This is a genomic window from Streptomyces asoensis, from assembly GCF_016860545.1.
In the GTDB taxonomy this organism is placed as follows: Bacteria; Actinomycetota; Actinomycetes; order Streptomycetales; family Streptomycetaceae; genus Streptomyces; species Streptomyces asoensis.
The window spans coordinates 975759-997517 of the sequence record NZ_BNEB01000005.1 but is presented as its reverse complement, the minus strand read 5'-3'; the positions used below and the strand labels follow the sequence as shown (position 1 = coordinate 997517).

General features: G+C 74.4%; 22 protein-coding genes and 1 pseudogene. 10 read left to right on the top strand and 13 right to left on the bottom strand.

The genetic code is table 11. The features are described 5' to 3' along the window. Positions 1-44: 44 nt before the first annotated feature. From Saso_RS27450 to Saso_RS27435, 4 genes are all read right to left on the bottom strand, one after another. A complete protein-coding gene (locus Saso_RS27450) occupies positions 45-689 on the bottom strand; it encodes a response regulator (protein WP_189924367.1) in 645 nt (214 codons plus the stop codon). Beyond that, positions 686-1945, bottom strand: a complete 1260-nt coding sequence (locus Saso_RS27445) for a sensor histidine kinase (RefSeq protein WP_189924369.1) — start codon at positions 1943-1945, stop codon at positions 686-688. The genes Saso_RS27450 and Saso_RS27445 overlap by 4 nt, the downstream gene beginning before the upstream one ends. 221 nt (positions 1946-2166) lie before the next feature. Further along, complete coding sequence (locus Saso_RS27440) at positions 2167-3153, bottom strand: helix-turn-helix domain-containing protein (RefSeq protein ID WP_189924371.1); 987 nt, start codon at positions 3151-3153, stop codon at positions 2167-2169. 512 nt (positions 3154-3665) lie between these two features. Continuing rightward, positions 3666-4640 carry an alpha/beta hydrolase gene (locus tag Saso_RS27435; RefSeq protein ID WP_189924373.1) on the bottom strand — a complete coding sequence of 325 codons (975 nt, stop codon included), beginning with the start codon at positions 4638-4640 and terminating at the stop codon, positions 3666-3668. A gap of 163 nt (positions 4641-4803) precedes the next feature. On the opposite strand from Saso_RS27435, the pseudogene Saso_RS38470 reads away from it, so the two are divergent. Continuing rightward, positions 4804-4947, top strand: a pseudogene (locus Saso_RS38470) (TerC family protein); the annotation flags it as partial. 2 nt (positions 4948-4949) lie between these two features. Here the strand turns inward: Saso_RS38470 and Saso_RS27430 are convergent. Beyond that, entirely contained in the window at positions 4950-5897 is a 948-nt protein-coding gene (locus tag Saso_RS27430; protein WP_189924375.1) for an FkbM family methyltransferase, read from the bottom strand. Positions 5898-6151: 254 nt separating this feature from the next. On the opposite strand from Saso_RS27430, the gene Saso_RS27425 reads away from it, so the two are divergent. Continuing rightward, positions 6152-7033, top strand: a complete 882-nt coding sequence (locus Saso_RS27425) for an LLM class F420-dependent oxidoreductase (protein ID WP_189924377.1) — start codon at positions 6152-6154, stop codon at positions 7031-7033. Positions 7034-7177: 144 nt separating this feature from the next. On the opposite strand, the gene Saso_RS27420 is transcribed toward Saso_RS27425, so the two are convergent. Then, positions 7178-7741 (bottom strand): NADPH-dependent FMN reductase, encoded by a 564-nt coding sequence (locus tag Saso_RS27420; protein WP_189924379.1) that lies wholly within the window; start codon positions 7739-7741, stop codon positions 7178-7180. Positions 7742-7859: 118 nt separating this feature from the next. On the opposite strand from Saso_RS27420, the gene Saso_RS27415 reads away from it, so the two are divergent. The 4 genes from Saso_RS27415 (at position 7860) to Saso_RS27400 (ending at position 12464) form a co-directional block, all read left to right on the top strand. Next, positions 7860-8555, top strand: a complete 696-nt coding sequence (locus Saso_RS27415; RefSeq protein ID WP_229901376.1) for a TetR/AcrR family transcriptional regulator — start codon at positions 7860-7862, stop codon at positions 8553-8555. Positions 8556-8821: 266 nt separating this feature from the next. After that, the gene (locus Saso_RS39130) at positions 8822-9298 is read left to right on the top strand and encodes a hypothetical protein (protein ID WP_372442501.1); all 477 of its coding nucleotides are present in this window, start codon (positions 8822-8824) and stop codon (positions 9296-9298) included. A gap of 103 nt (positions 9299-9401) precedes the next feature. Next, the gene (locus Saso_RS27405; protein WP_189924383.1) at positions 9402-10451 is read left to right on the top strand and encodes a LacI family DNA-binding transcriptional regulator; all 1050 of its coding nucleotides are present in this window, start codon (positions 9402-9404) and stop codon (positions 10449-10451) included. Between the two features lie 576 nt (positions 10452-11027). Continuing rightward, positions 11028-12464, top strand: a complete 1437-nt coding sequence (locus Saso_RS27400) for an aldehyde dehydrogenase family protein (RefSeq protein ID WP_189924385.1) — start codon at positions 11028-11030, stop codon at positions 12462-12464. Between the two features lie 31 nt (positions 12465-12495). Here the strand turns inward: Saso_RS27400 and trxA are convergent, their stop codons facing one another. After that, entirely contained in the window at positions 12496-12900 is a 405-nt protein-coding gene (gene trxA / locus Saso_RS27395; RefSeq protein ID WP_189924387.1) for a thioredoxin, read from the bottom strand. Positions 12901-13043: 143 nt separating this feature from the next. Between trxA and Saso_RS27390 the strand changes: the two genes are divergently transcribed. Beyond that, the gene (locus Saso_RS27390; RefSeq protein ID WP_189924389.1) at positions 13044-14462 is read left to right on the top strand and encodes a dihydrolipoyl dehydrogenase family protein; all 1419 of its coding nucleotides are present in this window, start codon (positions 13044-13046) and stop codon (positions 14460-14462) included. A 25-nt stretch (positions 14463-14487) separates the two neighbouring features. Here Saso_RS27390 and Saso_RS27385 read toward each other — a convergent pair whose 3' ends face one another. Then, positions 14488-15132: a peptide deformylase gene (locus Saso_RS27385; RefSeq protein ID WP_189924391.1), complete on the bottom strand. Its 645-nt coding sequence runs from the start codon at positions 15130-15132 to the stop codon at positions 14488-14490. 158 nt (positions 15133-15290) lie between these two features. On the opposite strand from Saso_RS27385, the gene Saso_RS27380 reads away from it, so the two are divergent. Next, the gene (locus Saso_RS27380) at positions 15291-16724 is read left to right on the top strand and encodes a PepSY-associated TM helix domain-containing protein (RefSeq protein WP_189924393.1); all 1434 of its coding nucleotides are present in this window, start codon (positions 15291-15293) and stop codon (positions 16722-16724) included. 74 nt (positions 16725-16798) lie between these two features. Here Saso_RS27380 and Saso_RS27375 read toward each other — a convergent pair whose 3' ends face one another. The 4 genes from Saso_RS27375 to Saso_RS27360 form a co-directional block, all read right to left on the bottom strand. Then, positions 16799-17182, bottom strand: coding sequence for a tetratricopeptide repeat protein (locus Saso_RS27375; protein WP_229901377.1), 384 nt, complete (start codon positions 17180-17182; stop codon positions 16799-16801). A 215-nt stretch (positions 17183-17397) separates the two neighbouring features. After that, the gene (locus tag Saso_RS27370; RefSeq protein WP_189924395.1) at positions 17398-18363 is read right to left on the bottom strand and encodes a pirin family protein; all 966 of its coding nucleotides are present in this window, start codon (positions 18361-18363) and stop codon (positions 17398-17400) included. Positions 18364-18438: 75 nt separating this feature from the next. Then, the gene (locus Saso_RS27365) at positions 18439-18927 is read right to left on the bottom strand and encodes a hypothetical protein (RefSeq protein ID WP_229901378.1); all 489 of its coding nucleotides are present in this window, start codon (positions 18925-18927) and stop codon (positions 18439-18441) included. A 26-nt stretch (positions 18928-18953) separates the two neighbouring features. Beyond that, the gene (locus tag Saso_RS27360) at positions 18954-19415 is read right to left on the bottom strand and encodes an ATP-binding protein (RefSeq protein WP_189924396.1); all 462 of its coding nucleotides are present in this window, start codon (positions 19413-19415) and stop codon (positions 18954-18956) included. Positions 19416-19545: 130 nt separating this feature from the next. Here Saso_RS27360 and Saso_RS27355 point away from each other — a divergent pair, with 130 nt between their 5' ends. Next, the gene (locus Saso_RS27355; RefSeq protein ID WP_189924397.1) at positions 19546-19776 is read left to right on the top strand and encodes a DUF397 domain-containing protein; all 231 of its coding nucleotides are present in this window, start codon (positions 19546-19548) and stop codon (positions 19774-19776) included. Positions 19777-19925: 149 nt separating this feature from the next. Further along, positions 19926-20849 (top strand): helix-turn-helix domain-containing protein, encoded by a 924-nt coding sequence (locus tag Saso_RS27350; protein ID WP_189924398.1) that lies wholly within the window; start codon positions 19926-19928, stop codon positions 20847-20849. A gap of 9 nt (positions 20850-20858) precedes the next feature. On the opposite strand, the gene Saso_RS27345 is transcribed toward Saso_RS27350, so the two are convergent. Continuing rightward, complete coding sequence (locus tag Saso_RS27345) at positions 20859-21677, bottom strand: SAM-dependent methyltransferase (protein ID WP_189924621.1); 819 nt, start codon at positions 21675-21677, stop codon at positions 20859-20861. Positions 21678-21759 lie beyond the last annotated feature (82 nt).

Here is a 21759-nt window from a genome sequence, read left to right as displayed (position 1 = left end):
CGCCGGACGGGGCGCCCGCAGGCCGGGCGCCCCGTCCGTACCGCTCACGCCAGGTCCAGCAGCCCCCGGCGTACCGCCTCCGACACGGCGGCCGCCCGGTTGTCCGCGCCCAGCTTGCGGTAGACCCGCACGAGGTGGGTCTTCACGGTCGCCTCGCTCAGGAACAGGGCCCCGGCGATCGCCCGGTTGCTCAGCCCGTCGGCCAGCAGCCGCACCACCTCGACCTCCCGCCCGCTCAACGCGCTCCCGGTGAGCGGTGCCGGGGCGACGAGTGCACCCACCACGTCCGGCGCCAGCCCGAGCACACCGGCAGCCGCGTCGCGCACCGCCCGGAACAGTTCCGCCGGCGGACCCGCCTTCAGGACGTAGCCCCGCGCCCCCGCCTCGACGGCCCGCACGACGTCGGCCCGGCCCGAGTAGCTCGTCAGCATCACCGCCGCGACGCCGGGCGCCGCCGCGGCGAGCCGGCGCACCGCCTCGACACCGTCGATCCCGTCGCCGCCCGCGAACCGCAGGTCCATCAGCACCACGTTCGGGGCGAGTGCGGCCGCGAGCCGGACGGCCTCCTCCCCGGTGCCCGCCTCGCCGGCCACCACCAGGTCGGCCTCGCTCTCCAGCAGCGCGCACAGCCCGGCCCGTACGACGGCGTGGTCGTCCGCGAGCAGCAGACGCAACGGGGCACCGCTCACCGGGCGGCCACCGCCCCCGGCGCCACGGCCGCCCGGGGGAAGGCCGGCGCGGGCACCGTGGCCCGTACCGACGTGCCCCGGCCCGGCGCGCTGGCGACCTCCAGTCGGCCGCCGCACTCACGCAGCCGCGCTCGGCTGGCGGGAAGTCCGAGCCCGCGTCCCGGCACGGGGGCGCTCCGGCCGGAGCCCATCGCGAAACCCGCGCCGTCGTCGCGCACTTCGAGCTCCACCCGGTCGGTGTGCGTGTGCAGGGTGACCGACACGTTCCCCGCGCGGGCGTGTTCGCGCACGTTGGCCAGGGCGCTCTGGGCCACCCGGAACAGCGTCGCGGCCGTCGGTGCGTCCAGCAGAGGGCGGGGTGCGCCGAGCGAGCGGAACCGCACCCGGGCGGCCGCGCCCTCCGCCTCGGCCCGGGTGCACAGCAGACGCAGCGCGCCTTCGAGACCGGCCTCGTCCACGGCCGACGGGGTCAGGTCGCGGATGATCCTGCGCGTCTCCGCCAGATTGGCGTGCAGACCGTCGGTGACGGTGCGCACCCGGGTGCGGGCGGTCCGCGGCCGGGCGTCCCAGTCGCGTTCGGCGGCCTGCAACAGCATGACGCCGCCCGCGAGTTCCTGGGCCAGCGTGTCGTGCAGGTCCCGCGCGATCCGGGCCCGCTCGGCCAGCACCCCGGCCGCACGCTGCTGGCGGGCCAGGACGTCCCGGGTGCCCCGCAACTCCTCGACCAGCCGCAGCCGTTCGGCGGCGTCACGCTGCTGCGAGCGGTAGAGGGCGACCGTCCCCCACACGGCGGCCACCGGGATCAGCACGACCTCCGTGTCGAACTGCCCTGCTCCGCCCACGAGTTGGACGACGAGTACGACGGTGAGCGCGGCGACCGCCGCACCGGCGGCCCGGGGGCCCAGCACCCGCAGTGCCGCACAGGCCAGCGGCACCGCGCACCACACGTAGGCGGAGGTGAGCGGGGCGGGGGCGAGCAGCACGAGCGCGGTCCACAGCGCCAGCAGGGCCGCGATCCACGCCGGCCGGCCGAACCGTCCGAGCCGGTCCGCCCCGGCGAGCCCGGCCGCGTAGACGACGGCCAGCAGGGCGCTGACGGTCACGATGTCCCAGCACAGCCCGATCCTCAGCCGCTCCAGGCGCACCAGCGCGGCGCCGACCACGAGGAAGAAGACGAACCCGGAGAACCGGTCCAGCACCGGCCGGCTCCCGCGGACGGTCCCCGCCGGGGAAGGGACGGGAGCGCGGTCGGACACGGCGAACCCCTTGGACGGTGATCCGTTCGAACAGGGGGCCAGAGTCTATCGGCCGGCTGTAGGGACCGTGTGAGGGCGGCGGGGACGGATCCCGGCGCGTGCGGCGTGCGGCGTGTGGTGCCCGTCGCCCGGAGGCCGTGGACGCCGGGCGTGCGGTGGAGTTGCGTGGCCCGCCGCGAGGCGGCCGGGCGTGAGACTGCCGTGTGAGAGGGGCCCGTGTGTCAGGGCCGGGCGAGCCGACGCATCGTCAGCGCGAGGTGCAGCCGCAGCCGGCCCTGAGGCGTGCGCACCGGCCATCCCAGCAGATGCTCGGCGTGGGTCAGCCGGTCCTGGAGCGTGGAGTGGTGGACGTTCGCCTCGGTCGCCGCCGCCCGCAGACTCGCGGTGGTGGTGACGGCGTACAGCGTGGTGAGCAGCCAAGGGGCGTCCGCCGCGGCCGCGTCGAGCGCGTGGACGTCCGGCGGGGGGTCGGCCCCCGGTGCGACGAGGCCGGCCAGCAGCGCGATGTCCCCGAGTTCGTCGGCGTGCACGACCCGGGGGCCCGGGTCCTGCGCGGTGCCGTCCGCGGTGAAGCGGAGCGCGGTGAGCGCCGCGCTCCAGGAGCGGGGCAGCTCCGCCGTCGGCACGACGGGGCCCACGCCCACCCGCCCGGGCGGGACGGCGTCCCCGGCGTCCGCCGCCCGCACCACGGGACGGCCGGCGGGCGTGGCCAGGGCGCGGGCCGGGGCGGTGCCGAGGCCGAGGCGGCGCGCCGCGTGCAGCCGGGCCGCCTCGTCGGCCGTGGCGTCGAGAAGGGTCTCGACCAGGGCCGGGTCGTCCAGCGGCGCCCGTCCACGGGTGCGGTCGAGCACGACGCGTGCCGCGCGGGCCGCGCGCTCCAGGATCACGGCGTCCACGACGCTCGGCACCGCACCGGCGCGCTCCAGCCACAGTGCCGGAGGGCCGCCGGGGCTCAGCGCGGCGGACGGCCAGTCCGGTTCCGGCGGCTGTTCCGTGTCCCGGCGCGCGCCGTCGGGCTCCACCCGTACACGCACCCGCCGGTCGGCGTCGGCCAGCCGCGCGGGCACCCCGGAGAGCACCGCGGCGCCGCGCACCAGTGCCTCCACCCCGGCCCGCGACTCGGCCAGCCGGTCGAAGTAGGCGATGACCCGCACGGCGGCGCCCGCGTCCGGATCCAGTGCGGTCAGCCGCCCGGCCAGCTCTTTCATACGGCCATCATGCGCCACACCCCCGACGACGAGGAGCCCCCGCTCCGCCGGCCCAGGACCGACCGCAGGCCGCCGCGGGGCTCCCGCCCCCGGCATACCCGCCCTGCGCCCGCACCGGGGCCACACCGAGCCCGCCTGGCCCGCGTATCGGGCCGACCCCGCGCTCGGGGCCCCGCCCGGACTGCCCCCGCCTCCGGCCTGGACCCGTGGGCGGGGCGTCGGCGTCCGGTCCGCCCCCCGGCGTCCGGTCCAGCCCCGTGGTCGGGCCGTGCCCTGTCCGGGCTGCCCGCGCTTGCGGGCTGGACCCGTGGGTGCGGCGTCGGCGTCCGGACCGCACCTGTACGGGCCGGCCCGGCGGTCGTGCCGCGCCTCGTTCAGGCTGCCTGCGGCGTCCAGGCCGCACCCCTTCGGCTGCCCCTCGGCGGGGGCCGCCCGCTGGCCGGGCCGCGGCCGCGCGGGGCCGAACGGGTGGCGTCCTGAACCCTGCGGGCAGCCGCCGCCCGGTCCGCGGGCTACTCCGCGAGGAGTCTGCGGAGCCACGTCAGTTGGGCCGAGCGGGCCGAGCGGGAGAGCGTGGCCTGGGGTGCGAAGCCGTCGAAGCCGTGGAAGCCGCCCGGCCAGACGTGCAGTTCCGCGACCCCGCCCGACTGCCAGATGCGGGAGGCGTAGGCGACGACCTCGTCCCGGAACGTCTCCGCCGAGCCCACGTCGAGGAAGGCCGGCGGGAGTCCGGAAAGGTCCTCGGCGCGCGCGGGCGCCGCGTACGGCGGGACGTCCGGTCCACCGCGCCGCTCACCGAGCAGGGCCGTCCACCCGGTCTCGTTGGCCGTCCGGTCCCAGACGCCGAGGCCCGCCATCTGGTGACCGGAGGGGGTGTCGTTGCGGTCGTCCAGCATCGGGCACATCAGTATCTGGCCGAGCGGCCGGGGCCCCTCGCGGTCACGCAGCAGCAGGGCGAGCGCGGCGGTGAGGCCGCCGCCCGCGCTGGCCCCGGCGAGCACGATCCGCTCGGGATCCGCGCCCAGCTCCGCGGCGTGCTCCGCCGTCCACAGCAGACCGGCGTACACGTCGTCGACGGGCGCGGGATAAGGGTGTTCGGGCGCCAGCCGGTACTCCACGGACACCACGACCATGTCCAGTTCCCGCGCCCAGGCGAGGACCACGTCCACGCCGACCCGGTTGTTGCCGAGGACCATGCCGCCGCCGTGCACGTGATAGACGACCGGTCGGGGGCGGTCCGGGGCCGGTGCCGTGGGGCGGCAGATCAGCAGCGAGACCGCCGGGGCGCCCGGCGGCCCGGGCACGGTCCGGTCCTCCACCGCGAACGCCCCGTCGAGGGTCAGGTCGAGTTCGCCGAGCAGCGCGATCCCGGGTCCCTGGCGGACGGCTTCGATGTCCTCGGGGGCCAGTCCCGGCTGGATCATCTCCCCGATGAGCGCCAGGGCGGCGCCGAGTTCCGGGTCGAAGGGCGGCGGTACGGACGTCATGGGCTTCTCCTGCGTTTGCGGCGCGGAACGTGGACGCGCGGCGGACCGTGCGGCCCATGATCGGCGCACCGCACGCCCGCCGGGGCGCCGCCGGACGGCGGGAGCTGCCCGCCGTCCGGCGGGTGACGGCCGGTTCCGGCCCGGCGGCCTGCCCGGACAAGACGAGGAGAACAAGCTGCTCAAGGCCGTGGAGCGGCGGTTCGGTGCCGCCGACCGCTACCACGGCACGAAGCTGCGGATCGAGCAGAACGGCAAGCGGGTCATGACCCCGATGCCGGTGGTGATGCCGGCGATCGGCTCCACCGATCGCTACGGCACAGGCGCCGCGTCCGCCCGCATCATCACGCAGTCGAATTCGATGACCCGACCCGTCGTCGCCTCCCGCGTCACGGGGTAGACGCCCGTGATGCCGAACCCGGCGGCCTCGTACACCGCCACCGCCTCGCCCATCCCCGGGCTTCCCTCGTACAGCTTCAGCACGGCGACCTCGGACTGCATCCCCACGAACTCCGCGATCCGCTCCCCGCCCCCGGCGAACACCTCGAGGTCGTAACCCTGGGTGTCCATCTTCAGATAGGGGCGCGGAGCGGGGAGCCCGTCCAGCACCTCGGCCATGACCTCGTCGAGCCTGCGGACCCGGATCTCCTCGGTGTCGGCCTTGGCGAACCGGCCGTAGCGGCCCTTGCCGTAGTCGCTGGCGGGAAGCAGCGAGTTCATCGTGTTCCAGCCGGTGTGGATCTCGGCCGTGGTCTCCTCGCGGCCCAGCCCGCACCGGAACACCCGCCAGTCCGGGTCGTCCGCGGCGGCCTCCTCCAGCCGGGCGAACGTCTGCGAGGTGGGCTCGAAGGACGCGATGCGGCCGGTGTACCCGAGCCGCCGCAGCCGCCTGGCGTACTGGCCGGCGTTGGCGCCGACGTCGAACACGCAGTTCACGCCGTAGAGCTCCAGCATCGCGGTCACGTGCTGGGTGCAGAGGTACTCGGCGGCCGCCAGCTGGAGCCGGCGCTCGTCCGGCCCGTCCGCGTCCTCCGTCAGGAGCAGGGCGCCGGTGTCGCCCAGCCGCACGGCGCTGCCCCCGCCGGCCGCGGCCCCGGTACCCTCCCGGGCCCGCCGCAGCACCCAGGTGTCCTTGTCGGCGCGGATCCCGCGGTACGGACCGCCGCGCCGCGAGACCACCGCCGCGCCGGGCCCGAGGTCGGTCACCTGGACCCCGATACGGGGCATCAGGCCGAGAAGTCGTCGATAGAGGGTCTGCATCCCCCAGCCCTACCAGACGAGGCGAGGGCGGGTCCGCGGCTTGCACCGATTCCGCCGATCCGCTTACCCGCGCCTGCCCGCTCGGCCGCCGCCCGGGAGCCGGCGCGCGCCGCGCCGCGCACGGGGTGCGTGTCCTGACGCGTCCCGAGGTGTCCCTTGCGTGTCCCGGGGTGTCCCTTGACTTCGAGAGCGCTCCAGGGCCTAGCGTCCTCGGGGGCCGGTGCGGGAACGAAGACCGACGATCGGAGAGCGACATGCGGGTGGGCGTGCACATCAACCAGTTCGGCGGCACCGGGGGCGCGGCGGCGCTGGGTGCCGAACTCGCGGCGGCCGGTGCCGCGGCGGAGGCGGCCGGGGTCAGCCGGCTGTCGGTGATGGACCACTACTTCCAGATGGAGTTCAACGGCGGAGCCGAGGCCCCCATGCTGGAGGCATACACGACCCTGGGCTATCTCGCGGCCCACACCTCCACCGTCAGGCTCGGCGCGCTCGTGACGGGGGTGACCTACCGTCACCCGGGGCTGCTCGCCAAGATCGCCACCACGCTCGACGTGCTGTCCGGCGGACGGGCCTCGCTGGGCATCGGCGCCGCCTGGTACGACCGCGAGCACGAGGGGCTGGGGGTGGCGTTCCCGCCGACGGCCGAGCGGTTCGAGCGGCTCGAGGAGACGCTGCGGATCGTCCTGCGGATGTGGGACCCGAAGGACGACGGGCCGTTCGAGGGCGCGTACTACCGGCTTGCCGAGACCCTGTGCGTGCCGGCTCCGGTCAGCGCCCCGCACCCCGAGATCCTGATCGGCGGCGGGGGCGAGCGCAAGACGCTGCGGCTGGTCGCCCGGTACGCGGACGCCTGCAACCTCTTCGCCTCGACGCCCGAGGAGGTCCGGCACAAGCTGGACGTCCTGCGCGGGCACTGCGCGGCCGAGGAGCGCGACTACGACACCGTCCTGAAGACGATCACCTACTCCGGCGACGCCGCCACCGAGGGCGACCTCGACGGGCTGCTCCGCGATCTCTCCGGCTACACGGGGCTCGGTATCGACACGGTGATCCTCGCCCCGCGCCTGGGCGAGACGTCCGGCTGGATCGAGAGCTTCGTGGGGCCCGCCGTGCGGCGCCTGGCCGAACTCGACTGACCGCGGCGCCGTCCGGTGGCCCCCTCCCGCGAGCGGGGTCCGGATGCGTGCCGAAGGGGCCCGGACCGGTGTCCGGGCCCCTTCGGGCCGTCGTCGTGCCGTCGGGCCCCGTACCGCTGTCCGGGCGCCGCGCGGGTCAGGACGTCAGGCGGCCACGACCTCGCCCGCGTGACCGTGCAGACGGGCGACGACCTCGGTCAGCTGCGCGGCGACCTCGGCGTCGTCCACCGGGTGGGTCTCGGCGAAGCGGGTCAGCGAGCCCGGGATCGAGAGCTTGAGGTCCTCGATCACTCGGCCGCCGGCGATGCCCACGGCCTTGCGGGCCTCGTCCTGCGCCCACACGCCGCCGAACTGGCCGAACGCGGTGCCGACCACGGCTACGGGCTTGCCGCCGAAGGCGCCGGCGCCGTAGGGGCGGGACAGCCAGTCGATGGCGTTCTTCAGGACGGCCGGGATGGTGCCGTTGTACTCGGGGGAGAAGAGCAGGAAGGCGTCGGCGGCCTGGGCGGCCTCACGCAGCTTCGCGGCGGCGGCCGGGACGCTGCCCTCGACGTCGAGGTCCTCGTTGTAGAAGGGGATCTCGGCAAGGCCCTCGAAGAGGTCGACATCGGCGCCCTCGGGAGCGACCTTGACGGCCGCCTCGGCGAGCTGGCGGTTGGTCGAACCGGCGCGAAGGCTGCCGACGAGCGCAAGGATGCGGACAGACATGGGTACTCCCAGAGGCTGAAACATTGCTGTTACGAATCCGGACCGAGGTCCGTTTATTGTTCTAGCACCCTAACCGGACCGCGGTCCAGTTTCATTCCCGATGCTTTACGCTGAGTTCATGTCCGTTGTTCTGCCGCCCTGTCCCGAGCCCGAGGAGAGCACGACCGAGCCCGAACTGCTGCACCTGGGGCCGGCCGGTGACGAGCCCTGTCTGCGCGCCGACGCGGCCCGCAACCGGGCCAGGCTGCTGGACGCCGCCGCCCGCCTGATCGCCGAGCACGGCGCGGCAGGGGTCACCATGGAGGCCGTGGCGGCCGCGGCGAACGTGGGCAAGGGCACGGTCTTCCGTCGCTTCGGCGACCGCACCGGCCTGCTGACCGCGCTCCTCGACCATTCCGAACGCAACTTCCAGGCCGCGTTCCTGACCGGTCCCGCGCCCCTGGGGCCGGGCGCGGAGCCGGTGGAGCGGCTGAGGGCGTTCGGTGTCGCCATGCTCCGGCGTGCCGTCGACGAACTGGACCTGCAACTGGCGGCGGAGCCCGGCCCGGACCGCCGGTACTCCGTGCCGCCGCGCCGTGTGCACCACAGCCATGTGGCGCTGCTGCTGCGCGAGGCCCTGCCCGACGCGGACGCCGAGCTGCTCGCCCACACGCTGATGGGGTACCTCAGCCCGGTCCTCGTCCACCACCTCACCCGGCAGTGCGGACTGCCGCCGGCGCGCCTGGAGGCGGGCTGGAGCGAACTGGTCGACCGGGTCACGAGCGGGGTGACCGGCGGCCCGGCGAGCGGGCCGGTGCTCCGAGGCATGCCGTAAGGACACCGGCCACGGCCCGCGGAGCACTATGAGCGGACGGTGTCCCGAGCGGACGGCGTCCCGAGCGAAGGGCGCCCTGAGCCGACGGTGTCCCGGGCCGACGGCGTCGTTCCGCTGCGCGCGCGCCCGGACGCCGCCCGGACTCTGCGCTCCCGAGGGGCGTCGGGGGCGTCCGCCTCCCCGGAGGCCTCGCGCACCGCGTGCCGCAGGGCGTCCCGGTCCTCCCCGCAGGCCCCGTCCGTGTGCTCGGCGGCCGCCGCGGTGGCGTGCCGCACCAGCAGGTCCACACCCCGGGCGGCCTGCCCCGGCGGTACCCCGCCCTCGTCGAGCAGGGCCGGCAGGGTCTCGATCGGGCGCAGCTGGTGCGGGCCGCCGGGCCGGGAGACGAGCGCGGGGCGGGCGGGAACGGGGTACGGGAGGAGCGTCCCGGCGTAGGAAGTGAGCGCCGCCTCCGGCCGCTCGCGCCGGCTTCCCCCCCCGCCCCGGCGGGGGCCGCCGCGCCGAGCGGTTCGTCGAGCACGGCCGCGTGCAGCTCCGCCGTGTCGCGGACGTACACGTACAACGAGGCCGCGCCGGTGTCGAGTTCCGCGGCCAGGCGTCGCATCGTCAGCCCGCGCGGCCCTTCGGCGCGCAGCACGGCCGGGGCGGCGGTCACGATGCCCTCCCTGGTCGGCGCGGGCCTGGCCGGGCGCTCGCGGCGGCTGCGCGGGGTGTCGGGGTGTGCGGTCATGGCACCGCAATAGCGACCGTGTTCGTCCCGGACAAGTACGTCACGAACATGTTCGTTGACGGGTCATCGGATTTCGGTGTCCCCCGGGCGACGGCCCGTTCCCGGCTTCTGCCAAGATGCCGTACGTCATGGTGCAGATACCGAACACGCCCGCGCCGACGATGCCGCCGGCGCCGCGCTCCGTGCCCACCAGCGCCGACGTGGCCCGCCTGGCCGGCGTCTCCCGCGCGACCGTCTCCTACGTCCTGAACAACGCAGGCGCCGTACGTATCAGTGAGCCCACCCGCCGCCGGGTCCGCGCCGCGGCCGAGGAGCTCGGGTACGTGCCGCACGCGGCCGCCCGGGCCCTGCGGGCCGGACACAGCCGCATGGTCCTGATGCCCACGCTGCCCGTCCCGGCGGGCCCGCTCTACTCCCAGTTCGTGCACGACTTCCAGGGGGCGCTCAGCAGCCTCGACTACACCGTCGTCCAGTACGGCGCCACCGGGCAGGGCGACGACGACGCGGCCCGGGCCTGGGCCGAACTGCGGCCGGTCGCCGTGCTGGTGGCCGGTCCCGGCCTCGGCCCCGAGGGCGTCGCCGTCCTCAAGCGGTCCGGCGCCCGGGCCGTGGTGACGCTCAGCCCCGAGGCGGTCGAGGGGGCCCGCGCGGTGCCCCTGGACCACGCGGACGTCGGCCGCAGCGCCGCAGGGCACCTGTACGCCCGCGGCCGCCGCCGGATCGGCGTGGTCGTGCCCGCGGAGCGGGGCATGGAGATGTTCTCCGCGCCCCGCCTCGCCGGCGCGCGCGAGGCCCTGCACGGTTCGGACGCCACCGTCACCGAGCTGTCCCTGGCCTACACGGAGGAGTCCGCGGCCGCCCTCGCCGCCCGGTGGCCCGGGCTCGGTCTCGACGCCGTCTTCGCCTACAACGACGAGTACGCCATGCTGCTGATGCGCGCCCTGCTGGACGCGGGCTTACGTGTTCCCCAGGACGTGGCCGTGATCGGCGCCGACGACCTGATGCTCGGGCGGCTGCTGCGGCCGCGGCTCAGCACGGTCCGGATCGAGCTGCCCTCCGGCCGGGAACTCGCCTCGCTGGTCGACCGGGCGGTGCGCAGCCCCGCGGCCGCCCCCGAGTCGCACGAGCCGTACGGAGCCACCGTGGTGCAGCGCGACTCCAGCTGAACTACGGTCGCAGGGGAGGCGTGCCATGCGTGCGACGGTCTGCATCACCGGCAGCGGCCCCGCGGGCCCGCCGCCCGCCCGGCCGCCGGACGACGCGGACGCCCGCCGCGCGGTCCCGACGCCACCCGCCCGCCCGCCGAACCCCCACCCCACCCCCGCCCCCACGAGACCGAACGCGCCCTGCGCGCGGTGGGGCGTCGCCCGATCGGGACTCGGTGTGCCCGGTCAAGTGCGCTGTTGCAGAAGTCGGTTGAGCCTTGTCGCTGGTGATGTCCGGCCCATCTCGCGGGACTTGGTCCCGTCGGCCTTCGTTCGGCCGTGCTGGCGTGTGTTGTTCGGGGGGCAGGCGCAGGAACCGGCGGGCCACCGGACGTCCCGATGTGCCGGCGACATGACTAGGATGTTGCACGCTCAACCAGATGGAGATGTGTCCGACCATCGGTGCAGCACCCCCGGCTGCGCCGGATCACCGCATCCCGCCACGCCGCCGTCGCAGAACCGGCGGCCGACCACCCGGGACCTCCCCTCCCCCCGTGAGAGCCGTGAGTCCCGCGGGACCCCGATCGGAGAGCTTTCATGCCGTTGCTCGACCCCCAGAACTGGCAGTCCCGCACCCTGTCGGGCCCCCGGTACACCGTCACCGAGCCCGCCACCGGCGATGCGCTGGGCACGGTCTTCCTGGCCGGCGCGGAGGACGTCCGCCCGGCCGCCGAGGCCGCCCGCGCGGCACAGGCCGAGTGGGCCCGCCTGCCGCACTTCGTCCGCGCCGGCGTGCTGCGCAAGGCCGGCGACCTGTTCACGGAGCACGCGGACGAACTGCGCGAGTGGATCGTGCGCGAGTCCGGCTCCATAGCGGGCAAGGCCGACTTCGAGCTGCACGTCGCCGCCCAGGAGTGCTACGAGGCCGCGGCCCTCGCCTCCCGCCCGGCAGGCCAGGTGCTGCCCAGCGAGGCGCCCCGGCTTTCCTACACCCGCCGGGTGCCCGTCGGCGTCGTCGGCGTGATCTCCCCGTTCAACGCCCCGCTGATCCTGTCGATCCGCTCCGTCGCCCCGGCCCTCGCGCTCGGCAACGCCGTCGTCCTCAAGCCGGACCCGCGCACGGCGGTGTGCGGCGGTCTGGCGCTGGCCGCGGTCTTCGCGCAGGCGGGCCTGCCCGAGGGCCTGCTGCACGTCCTGCCGGGCGGCGCCGAGACCGGCGCGGCCCTGGTCGCCGACCCGCGGGTGCCGGTGATCTCCTTCACCGGGTCCACCGGCGCCGGACGGGCGGTCGGCGAGGCCGCCGGGCGCCACCTCAAGCGGGCCCACCTGGAACTGGGCGGCAACTCCGCCCTGATCGTGCTGGAGGACGCCGACCTGGACGCGGTGATCTCCACGGCTGCCTGGGGCTCGTTCTTCCACCAGGGCCAGATCTGCATGACCACCGGCCGCCACCTCGTGCACGCCTCCCTCTACGAGGAGTACGTCGAGCGGCTCGCCGCGAAGGCCGACGCCCTCGCCGTCGGCGACCCGCACCGCGCGCAGGTGCACCTCGGCCCGCTCATCGACGACGGCCAACTCGGCAAGGTGCACGGCCTGGTGGAGGCCAGCACGGCGGCCGGCGCGAAGCTCGCCGCGGGCGGCACGCACGACAGCCTCTTCTACCGGCCGACCGTCCTCGCGGGCGTCGACGACGACACCCCCGCCTACGCGGAGGAGGTGTTCGGCCCGGTGGCGCCCGTCCGCTCCTTCACCACGGCCGACGAGGCGGCGGCCCTGGCCGCGCGCAGCTCCTACGGCCTCTCGCTCGGCATCGTCACCCGCGACCCCGCCAGCGGCCTCGACCTCGCCGAACGCATCCCGACCGGCATCGTCCACATCAACGACCAGACGGTGAACGACGAGGCGGTCGCGCCCTTCGGCGGGGTGGCCGCCTCCGGCACCGGCGCGCGCTTCGGCGGCGAGGCCAATCTGGAGGCCTTCACCGACGTGCGCTGGACGACCGTGCGCGGGGACGTGGCGCCTTACCCCTTCTAGGCCCGGCGCCCTCCCGGCAGGTCCGGGGCGGTCAGGCGCCCTCGGCCTGCGGGGTGCCGTCCGCGCCGGCCTTCGCCTGCTGCTCCTCGACCGACTTGCGGACCTCGTCCATGTCGAGCTTGCGCGCCTGTCCGATGACGTCCGTGAGGGCGGCCTCGGGCAGGGCGCCCGGCTGGGCGAACACGGCGACGCGGTCCCGCACGATCATCAGCGTCGGGATGGACTGGATACCGAAGGCCGCGGCCAGTTCCGGCTGCGCCTCGGTGTCCACCTTGCCGAACACCAGGTCCGGGTTCTCCTGCGCCGCCTTGTCGTAGACCGGGGCGAACTGCCGGCACGGACCGCACCAGGCCGCCCAGAAGTCGATCAGGACGAAGTCGTTGTCGGTGACCGTCTGGTCGAAGTTCTCCTTGGTGAGCTCCACGGTGCTGCTCATGGCGTGATTCCCTCTTCCCGGTGCTTCCTGCCAGGGGTGCCTGACATGGGGTGAAGCCGTTGGCGACAACACGGCCGTCCGGACGCGTATTCCGCGCCCCTACCCGTGTGGCCACCCCGCACACCACCCACCAGACTGACCCCATGACGGAATCGGAAACCAACGTGTACGACGTCGTGGTGCTCGGGGCCGGGCCCGTGGGGGAGAACGTCGCCGACCGCACCCGTGCGGCCGGCCTCACCACCGCGGTCGTGGAGAGCGAACTGGTCGGCGGCGAGTGCTCGTACTGGGCGTGCATGCCCAGCAAGGCCCTGCTGCGCCCGGTCATCGCCCGCGCGGACGCCCGCAGGCTGCCCGGCCTGCGCGAGGCGGTGCAGGGCCCGCTGGACACGGCGGCGGTCCTCGCCCGCCGCAACTGGTTCACCGGCGACTGGACGGACGACGGCCAGGTCGAGTGGATCAAGAGCATCGGCGCGGATCTCCACCGCGGCCACGGCAGACTGACCGGCCCGCGCACGGTGACGGTCGGGGACAAGGTGCTCACGGCCCGCCACGCGGTCGTCGTCGCCACCGGCACCCGCGCCGCCCTGCCCGGCCTGCCCGGCCTCTCCGAGGTCGGGCCCTGGACCAGCCGGGAGGCCACCAGCGCCCGCTCGGCGCCCGGCCGGCTCGTCGTGGTCGGCGGGGGAGTCGTCGCCACCGAGATGGCCACCGCCTGGCAGGCGCTCGGCTCGCAGGTCACCCTGCTGGTGCGGGGCAAGGGCCTGCTCGACCGGATGGAGCCGTTCGCCGGAGAACTGGTCGCCGCGGCGCTCACCGAGGCCGGGGCGGACGTGCGCACCGGCACCTCGGTGGCGTCGGTGAGCCGCACCGACGGTGTCGTCGTGGTCGTCACCGACACCGGCGAACGCATCGAGGCCGACGAGATCCTCTTCGCGGTCGGCCGTGCCCCGCGCACCGACGACATCGGGCTGGAGACGGTCGGCCTGACCCCCGGCTCCTGGCTCGACGTCGACGACAGCCTGCGCGTCACCGGCACCGACTGGCTGTACGGGGTGGGCGACGTCAACCACCGCGCCCTCCTCACCCACCAGGGCAAGTACCAGGCGCGGATCGCGGGCGCCGCCATCGTCGCCCGCGCCGCCGGCACCGACCTGCCGCAGAGCGACCCGTGGAGCGCCCACGCCGCCACCGCGGACCACGAGTGCGTCCCGCAGGTCGTCTTCACCGACCCGGAGGCGGCCGCCGTCGGCCTCTCGCTCGCCGAGGCGGAAGCGGCCGGACACCGGGTGCGGGCCGTCGACGTCGACATGTCCTCGGTGGCCGGGGCGGGTCTGTACGCGGAGGGCTACAACGGACGCGCCCGGATGGTCGTCGACCTGGAACGGGAGATCCTGCTCGGGGTCACCTTCGTCGGCCCGGGGGTCGGCGAACTGATCCACTCCGCGACCGTCGCCGTCGTCGGCCAGGTGCCCGTCGCCCGGCTCTGGCACGCCGTCCCGTCCTACCCCACCCTCAGCGAGGTGTGGCTGAGGCTGCTGGAGGCGCTCAGGGACAGCTGACCGGGACGGCCGGCCGGGCCCCCGCTCAGGGCAGTTCGAAGCCCAGCGCCCGCGCCGCCTCCTCGGCCGTGGGCTGCGTCCAGCGCTCGAGCACGGCCTGGTTGGCGCAGAGCGAGCGCGGCTCGGCCCGGTCGAGGTAGAGCACGCCGTCGAGATGGTCCGTCTCGTGCTGGACGATCCGGGCGGGCCAGCCGCCGAACACCTCGTCCAGCGGCCGGCCGTGCTCGTCCGAGCCGGTCAGCCGCACCTCGGCGTGCCGGGCCACCACCGCCTGGTAGCCCGGCACGCTCAGACAGCCCTCGAAGAATGCGGCGCGGGCCGGACCGGCCGCCTCGTAGGACGGGTTGACGAGCACCCGGAACGGCTGGGGCACCCGGCCGCGGACCAGCCGCATCTCCTGCGGCACCGGCGCCGGGTCCTCGATGACGGCGATCCGCAGTTCCACCCCGACCTGCGGAGCGGCCAGACCGACACCCGGCGCCGCGTGCATGGTGGTGCGCAGGGCCTCCACGAACCGCGCCAGCAGGGCGGGTTCGAGCTGGCCGTCGTAGCGCTCCGTGCCGGTCCGCAGGACGGGGTCGCCGGCCGCGACGATGGGCAACGGGCCACCGGGGGCGAGGAGTTCCTCGATCCGCTCGGCAAGGGGCGCGCGGGGGATGGGAGATGACATCGGGCCAGCATCCCACGAGGTGAGCACGTGTGACCCAGGTCACCGAACGTGCCGGGAACTCGGCGCCGCCGCCTTCCGACTACTGGTGCGTCACGGCCGGACGCCCTCCCCGCGGCGCTGTTCCCGCTCCCGTCCCCTGCCCTCGGAGAAGCCCACCCATGTCCACCGCACCCCCGACCTCCCCCGCCCCCGGCCCCGCTCCGGCGGAAGGGCAGCCCTCGGACGAGGATCCGCGGACGGCGGCCCCCGCGCCGAAGTCCCGCGGCCCCTGGGCCCCGCTGCGCCCGCTCGTGCTGCGGCTGCACTTCTACGCCGGCGTGTTCGTCGCCCCGTTCCTGCTGGTCGCCGCCGTCACCGGATTCCTGTACGCGGGAGCCTTCCAGGCCGAGAAGCTCGTCTACGCGCACGAGATGACCGTGCCCGCCGGCGACACGAAGCTGCCCGTCTCCCAGCAGGTGGACGCCGCCCGCAAGGCCCACCCCGAGGGCACGGTCTCGGCCGTGCGCCCCTCGCCCGAGGACGACGCCAGCACCCGTGTGATGCTCTCCGGCGTCGAGGGCGTCGGCGCCGGCCACACCCTCGCCGTCTTCGTCGACCCCTACACCGCCGAAGTGCGCGGTTCCCTCGAACAGTACGGCTCGACCGGCGCGCTGCCCCTGCGTACCTGGATCGACGAGTTCCACCGTGACCTGCACCTCGGCGAGAACGGCCGGCTCTACAGCGAACTCGCCGCCAGCTGGCTGTGGGTGATCGCGGGCGGCGGTCTGGTGCTCTGGTTCTCCCGCCGCCGCGCCCTGCGCAAGGTCCGCGCCACCCAGGGAAGGCGCCGCACCCTGGGCCTGCACGGCACCGTCGGCGTCTGGGCGGCGGCCGGCTTCATCTTCCTGTCGGCGACCGGACTGACCTGGTCCACCTATGCCGGCGCCAACATCGACGTCCTGCGCACCTCCCTCGGCCAGGCCACCCCCTCGGTCTCGGCGGCCACCGGCGGCGGCGAGCACGCGGGTCACGACGCGGCCTCCGGCGCGGGCGGGGACGGCGAGCACGGTGTCGGCCTCGACGCGGTGCTCGCCGCCGCGCGCGCCGAGGGGCTGGGCGACCCGGTCGAGATCGTCCCGCCGGCCGACGCCTCCACCGCGTACGTGGTCAAGCAGGTCCAGCGCAGCTGGCCCGAGAAGCAGGACGCGGTGGCCGTCGACCCGGCCACCGGGAAGGTGACCGACGTCCTGCGCTTCGACGACCACCCGCTGCTCGCCAAGCTGACCCGCTGGGGCATCGACCTGCACACCGGCGTCCTGTTCGGCCTGGCCAACCAGCTCGCGCTGATGCTCCTCGCGGCGTCCCTGGTCCTGCTGATCGTGTGGGGCTACCGCATGTGGTGGCAGCGCGGACGTGGTTCCTCCTTCGGCCGTCCGATCCCGCGCGGCGCCTGGGCGCAGGTCCCGCCGTACGTCCTGGTCCCGCTGATGGCGACGGTCGCCGTGCTCGGCTGGTTCGTCCCGCTGCTCGGCATTCCGCTGGTTGGGTTCCTCGCCGTGGACGTCGTCCTCGGCGAGATCGCGCACCGGCGGGGGCGGCGGACGGCCGCCTGAGCGGTCGCCGGACACGGCGGCGGCCCGGCGGTGTGATCACCGCCGGGCCGCCGCGGGGAAGCCCGCTCCCCGGCTCAGACGTCGGCCGGAGCCGCGCCGAAGTCCCCGGACAGGGCCGAGGCGACCCGCAGATGGGGCCGGGCCTCCTCGTGCCGCCCCTGCCGCTCCAGGGTGCGGCCGAGCATCAGCCGGGCGTAGTGCTCCACCGGGTCCCGCTCGACGATCGTGCGCAACTCGGCCTCGGCGCGCAGCAGCTGGGCGGAGTGGTAGTAGGAGCGGGCCAGCAGCAGCCGGGGCCCGGTCTGCTCCGGCACCTCCTCGACCAGCCCCGTGAGCACCCGCGCGGCCGCCGTGTACTCCTTCGCCGCGAAGAAGAGCCGCGCCCGCTCCCACCGCTCGGCCGGCGTTCCGTGGGCGTAGTACTCGGTGTCGCCGCTCGTCCTGTATGTCGTGTCCACTCGTGCCTCCTTCGAGGCCGTCAACCGGACCTGGTAGTTCAATATTCCACTACACGATGTGGGTGAGTTCGAGGAGACCATGGCCCTGCCGGGCGCGCCGACCGGCGCCGGGTGCTGCCGGAGGTGGAGAAGAGGGCCACGGAACTCGGCTGGTCCTTCTTCGGCGCGGGCGGGCACGGCCGGCCTGACCGGTCGGCGCACCTGCCCGCGGGGCTTCAGCGCACCCGTCCGCGCGGCTTCAGCGGGGTCGCCGGGAGCGCCGGGGCGCGCAGGGGGTCGCCGTCGTAGCCCTTCACCTCGCCGAAGCGGGTGCCGTTCGTCCAGTCCGCGCGGGCCTGCTCGATCTCCTCCTGGGACCTGCCGACGAAGTTCCACCACATGACGAGCTCCTCCTCGAAGGGCTCGCCGCCGAGCAGCATCAGGCCCGCGTCCGACTCGGCCCGCAGTCGCAGTTCGGTGCGGCCGCAGCCGAGGTAGAGCATCGAGCCCGGCAGCACGGTCACCCCGTCCACCTCCGCCTCGCCGGACATCGACAGCACGCCGTACTCGAAGTCCGGCTCCAGCGGCAGCCGGACGTCGGCACCCCGGGCGAGGGACAGATCGGCGCCCACGAGGGGCGTGTACGCCGTTCCGGGGGAGACGGAGCCGTCGAGCCCGCCGAGGATCACGGTGGCCGTGAGACCGGGGGCCGTGACCGTGGGCAGGTCGGCGTGGTGCTCGAAGTGGGCGTCGGTGTGCCGGTGGGCGTCGGGCAGCGCGACCCACAGCTGGGCGCCGTGCAGATAGCGGGCGTGCGAGCGCGGGCTCTCCTCGGAGTGGCTGATCGCCCGCCCCGAGGTCATCAGCCCGAGTTCCCTGGGGCGGATGGTCTGGAGGCTGCCGGTCGAGTCCCGGTGCAGCACCTCGCCCTCGTGCAGCCAGCTGACGGTCTGGAGACCCATGTGCGGATGCGGCGCGACCTGCATCCCGGGCTCGTCGGCGATGTCGTCGGGGCCGTAGTGGTCGACGAAGGCCCAGGCGCCGATCATGCGGCGGCCGAGGTTGGGCAGCAGCCGGCGGACCTCGGTCGTCCCGCCGAGCTTCACCCGCCGGGGGCTCAGCAGTTCACGGACGGGTTCGGCGACGACGAATCCACGGCCGCCGCACACGCTCGGTACGGGAGCGCGGTCAAGGTTGCTCATGCGGTCAACCTAGCGCTCGGGTGCGACGGTGGGGACACGCGGCCCGCGGAGCGCCGTGAACGCCCGGCGACGGCATCAGTCGGCCAGGGTCGCGGCGAGTTCCGTGGTGGCCCGTACGATCTCGGCGTCCCGCTCGGCGAGCAGCTGGCTCAGGACGTCGCGCTGGGCGTGCACGGCGTGGTGGGCCGCGCGTTCCCAGGCCACGTAGTTGTCGGGGTGGTGCAGCAGCTTGGGGTACGCGGCGGCGGTGGTCTCCCACTGGCGGGTGTCGGCGATGCTCTTCAGCAGGCCCAGGATCTCCGCGCGACAGGTGACCTGGGGGAGCCGGACCAGTTCCCAGAGGAAGGGCACGGTCGCCGCCGTCGCCTGTTCGACGACGAAGCCGAACTGGCATATCCGGCGCCGAAGTTGGCCGAGGGCGGACCCGGCGCTGTCGGCGTCGCCCCGGGCGAGCGTGGTCAGCAGGAAGGGAATGCCGGCGGCGGAGCCCGTGGAGTCCTTGATCTCGGGCCAGGGCACGTGGTGCAGGTCCTGGAGCGGTGAGGTTCTCTTCGTGGCAGTCATGTCAGGTGTCAGGGGCGGGGTCGGGGTCAGGACGGCAGGCGGGTCGGCAGCATCGCCCAGACGGTCTTGCCCACGGGGGAGCGGCGGGTCCAGCCCCAGTGCTCGGAGAGGGCCTCGATGATGTGCAGTCCGCGCCCGTGTTCCAGGAGGGCGTCCGCGGTGTGCGGGTAGACGGGCAGGCTGTCGCCCGGGTCGGTCACCGCGCAGACCAGGTGCGAGCGGCGCAGGGTGAGCCGCAGCCGCACATGGAACGCGTCCGTCGAGGTGTGCGGGAGCGCGTGCAGGACGGCGTTGGCGGCCAGTTCGGTGACGACGGTGACCGCGTCGTCGGCGCGGTGCTCCAGCGACCAGGCGTCGAGGGTGCGCCGGGTGAACTCCCGTGCCTGGACGAATCCCGCCCGGCTGCCCGTGAGGTACTGGGCGGCGGTTCTGGCCGAGTCGCGGACGGGGGCGGACTCGCGGCTCCGGAACTGCGCAGGTGACGACACGGTGCATCTCCCTGAGGCGACGTCAGGACGTAGGACGGGAAGTGCGGTTGACGCATTGGCTATTATCCACGCTGACGAGGTCCTCGTGCAATTTCACGGGAAATTGCGCGTACGAGCGAGGGAGACTGCCGTGTCGTCAGTGTCGAACGGAGTGCGGGCGAGCTCGCTGGGCGTCCGCTGGATCAAGAGCAGTCACAGCAACGCCGAGGGCAACTGCGTGGAGGTCGCGGCGCTGGACGGTGGAGGCGTCGCGCTGCGCAACTCCCGCGATCCCGACGGGCCCGCGCTGGTGTACACGCCGGCCGAGGTCGCCGCGTTCGTGGCCGGGGCGAAGGACGGGGAGTTCGACCACCTGGTCTGAGCCCGTCCGAGCCGGTCCGGGTCGGTCCGGGGGACCCCGAGGGGCTGCGTGGGGGTCTCCATGCGGACTCGATTCCCTTGCCGCGTGCGGTCGGAGGGCCTCGGATGCGATACTGCGGTCTGTCGTCTGCCGGTCCACGGGGAGTCAGGATGTCTGCCGAGTCGCCTCGAGTGTCCCGTCTCGAACCGTATCTGAACCGGGCCGAGCCCGCCCCGACCTTGCTCAAAATGCTGGTCGGTGTCCAGCTCGCCGGTATCCGGGAGGACGCCGGACTCTCCCAGGAACAGGCCGCGCGCTCCCTCGGGTTCAGCCCGGCGAAGCTGTCGCGGATCGAGGCGGGCAAGGGCCGCAAGCCTCCCGTCGAGGCGGACGTGCGCGCGCTCCTGTCGCTCTACGGGACCGAGGAGCACGAGACCTCGGTACTGATCCGGCTGCTGCGGCAGGCGGGCGAACCCGGCTGGTGGCAGCGCTTCGACAAGCGGCTCATGCCCGAGTGGTTCGACCGGCTGGTCGGGCTCCAGGAGGCGGCCACGGCGATCCGCACCTTCGAGATCCAGTACGTGCCGGGCCTGTTGCAGACCCCCGCCTACGCGCGCGCCGTCGTGGAGCGCGGTCTGCCGTCGGCGACCTCGCGGGAGGTCGAGCGCCGGGTGGAACTGCGCACGCGGCGCACCGAACTGCTGAAGCGCCCCGACGCCCCGCGGCTGTGGGCGGTCCTCGACGAATCGGTGCTGCTGCGCGTGCTGGGCGGGCGCGAGGTGATGCGCGAGCAGCTCGATCACCTCGTGCAGATGGCCGGGCTGCCCCATGTCACCGTCCAGGTGGTGCCGTTGGACGTCACCCACGCCTCCGCGCCGGCCATACCGGTCACCTACCTGCGCTTCGCCGGCGCCGATCTGCCCGACGTCGTCTACCTGGAGCAGATCAGGAGCGCGACCTTCCTGGAGGACCGGGACGAGACGGAGGAGTACCGGGTCGCGCTGGACCGCCTCGCGGACGAGGCACTCGACCCGCGCGAGTCCCTGGCGCTGCTGAAGGAGACCGCCGACCGGCGCTACGCCGCCGCTCCCTGAGGCGCCCGCTCAGCCCAGGAGGCCCACTCCGCCGAACTCGATCCACTCCTGGGTGAGCTGGCGGGGCGCGACCTCGGTGTCGGGCCGCCAGGTGGAGACCTCCACCAGTCCCGGTTCGATGATCCGCGTGCCCTCGAAGAGCGCGGCGACGTCCTTCTCCTCGCGCACCCGGCCCCAGTGGCCCTGGGTGGCCTTGTCCATGAAGTCGGTGACGAACTCCCGGACCTGCGGGTCCTCGCTGACCAGTTGGCACATCACCAGGACGCTGCCGGGCGCCAGGCGTTCGGAGACCCGGCGCACCACGGCCCGGGGTCCGTCGGTGTCGCTGTCGGGGATGCAGTGGAAGACGGAGTTGAACAGCACCGCCACCGGCTCCGAGAAGTCGATCAGCCGCAGGGTGTCCTCGTGGGTGAAGATCGTCTCGGTGTCCCGCAGGTCGGCGTGTATGACGGTGGTGCGGCGGTCCTGCTCCAGCAGGGCGCGGCCGTGCACCAGCACCATCGGGTCGTTGTCGACGTACACGACGTGCGCGGTCGGGTCGACGCGCTGGGCGACCTGGTGCACGTTGTCCTGGGTGGGCAGGCCCGATCCGTGGTCCAGGAACTGCCGGATCCTGAACTCCTGGGTCAGGGTCCGCACCACCCGCTGGAGGAACCGGCGGTTGTTGAGCGCCAGCGCCCGGGTGCTCGGGACGACCTTGTCCAGTTCCTCGCATGCCGCGCGGTCGGCCGCGTAGTTGTCCTTGCCGCCGAGGTAGTGGTCGTACATGCGGGCGGCCGTGGGGACCGCCGCGTCGATCGCCGTCGACAACTGCTTGCCGGGCTGCATCTCTTCCCCCAGTTCGATGCCGGCCACGGTCGGGCACGGCGGACAACCCATCCTAGGGACAGCGCAATTGGCGGCACCACCC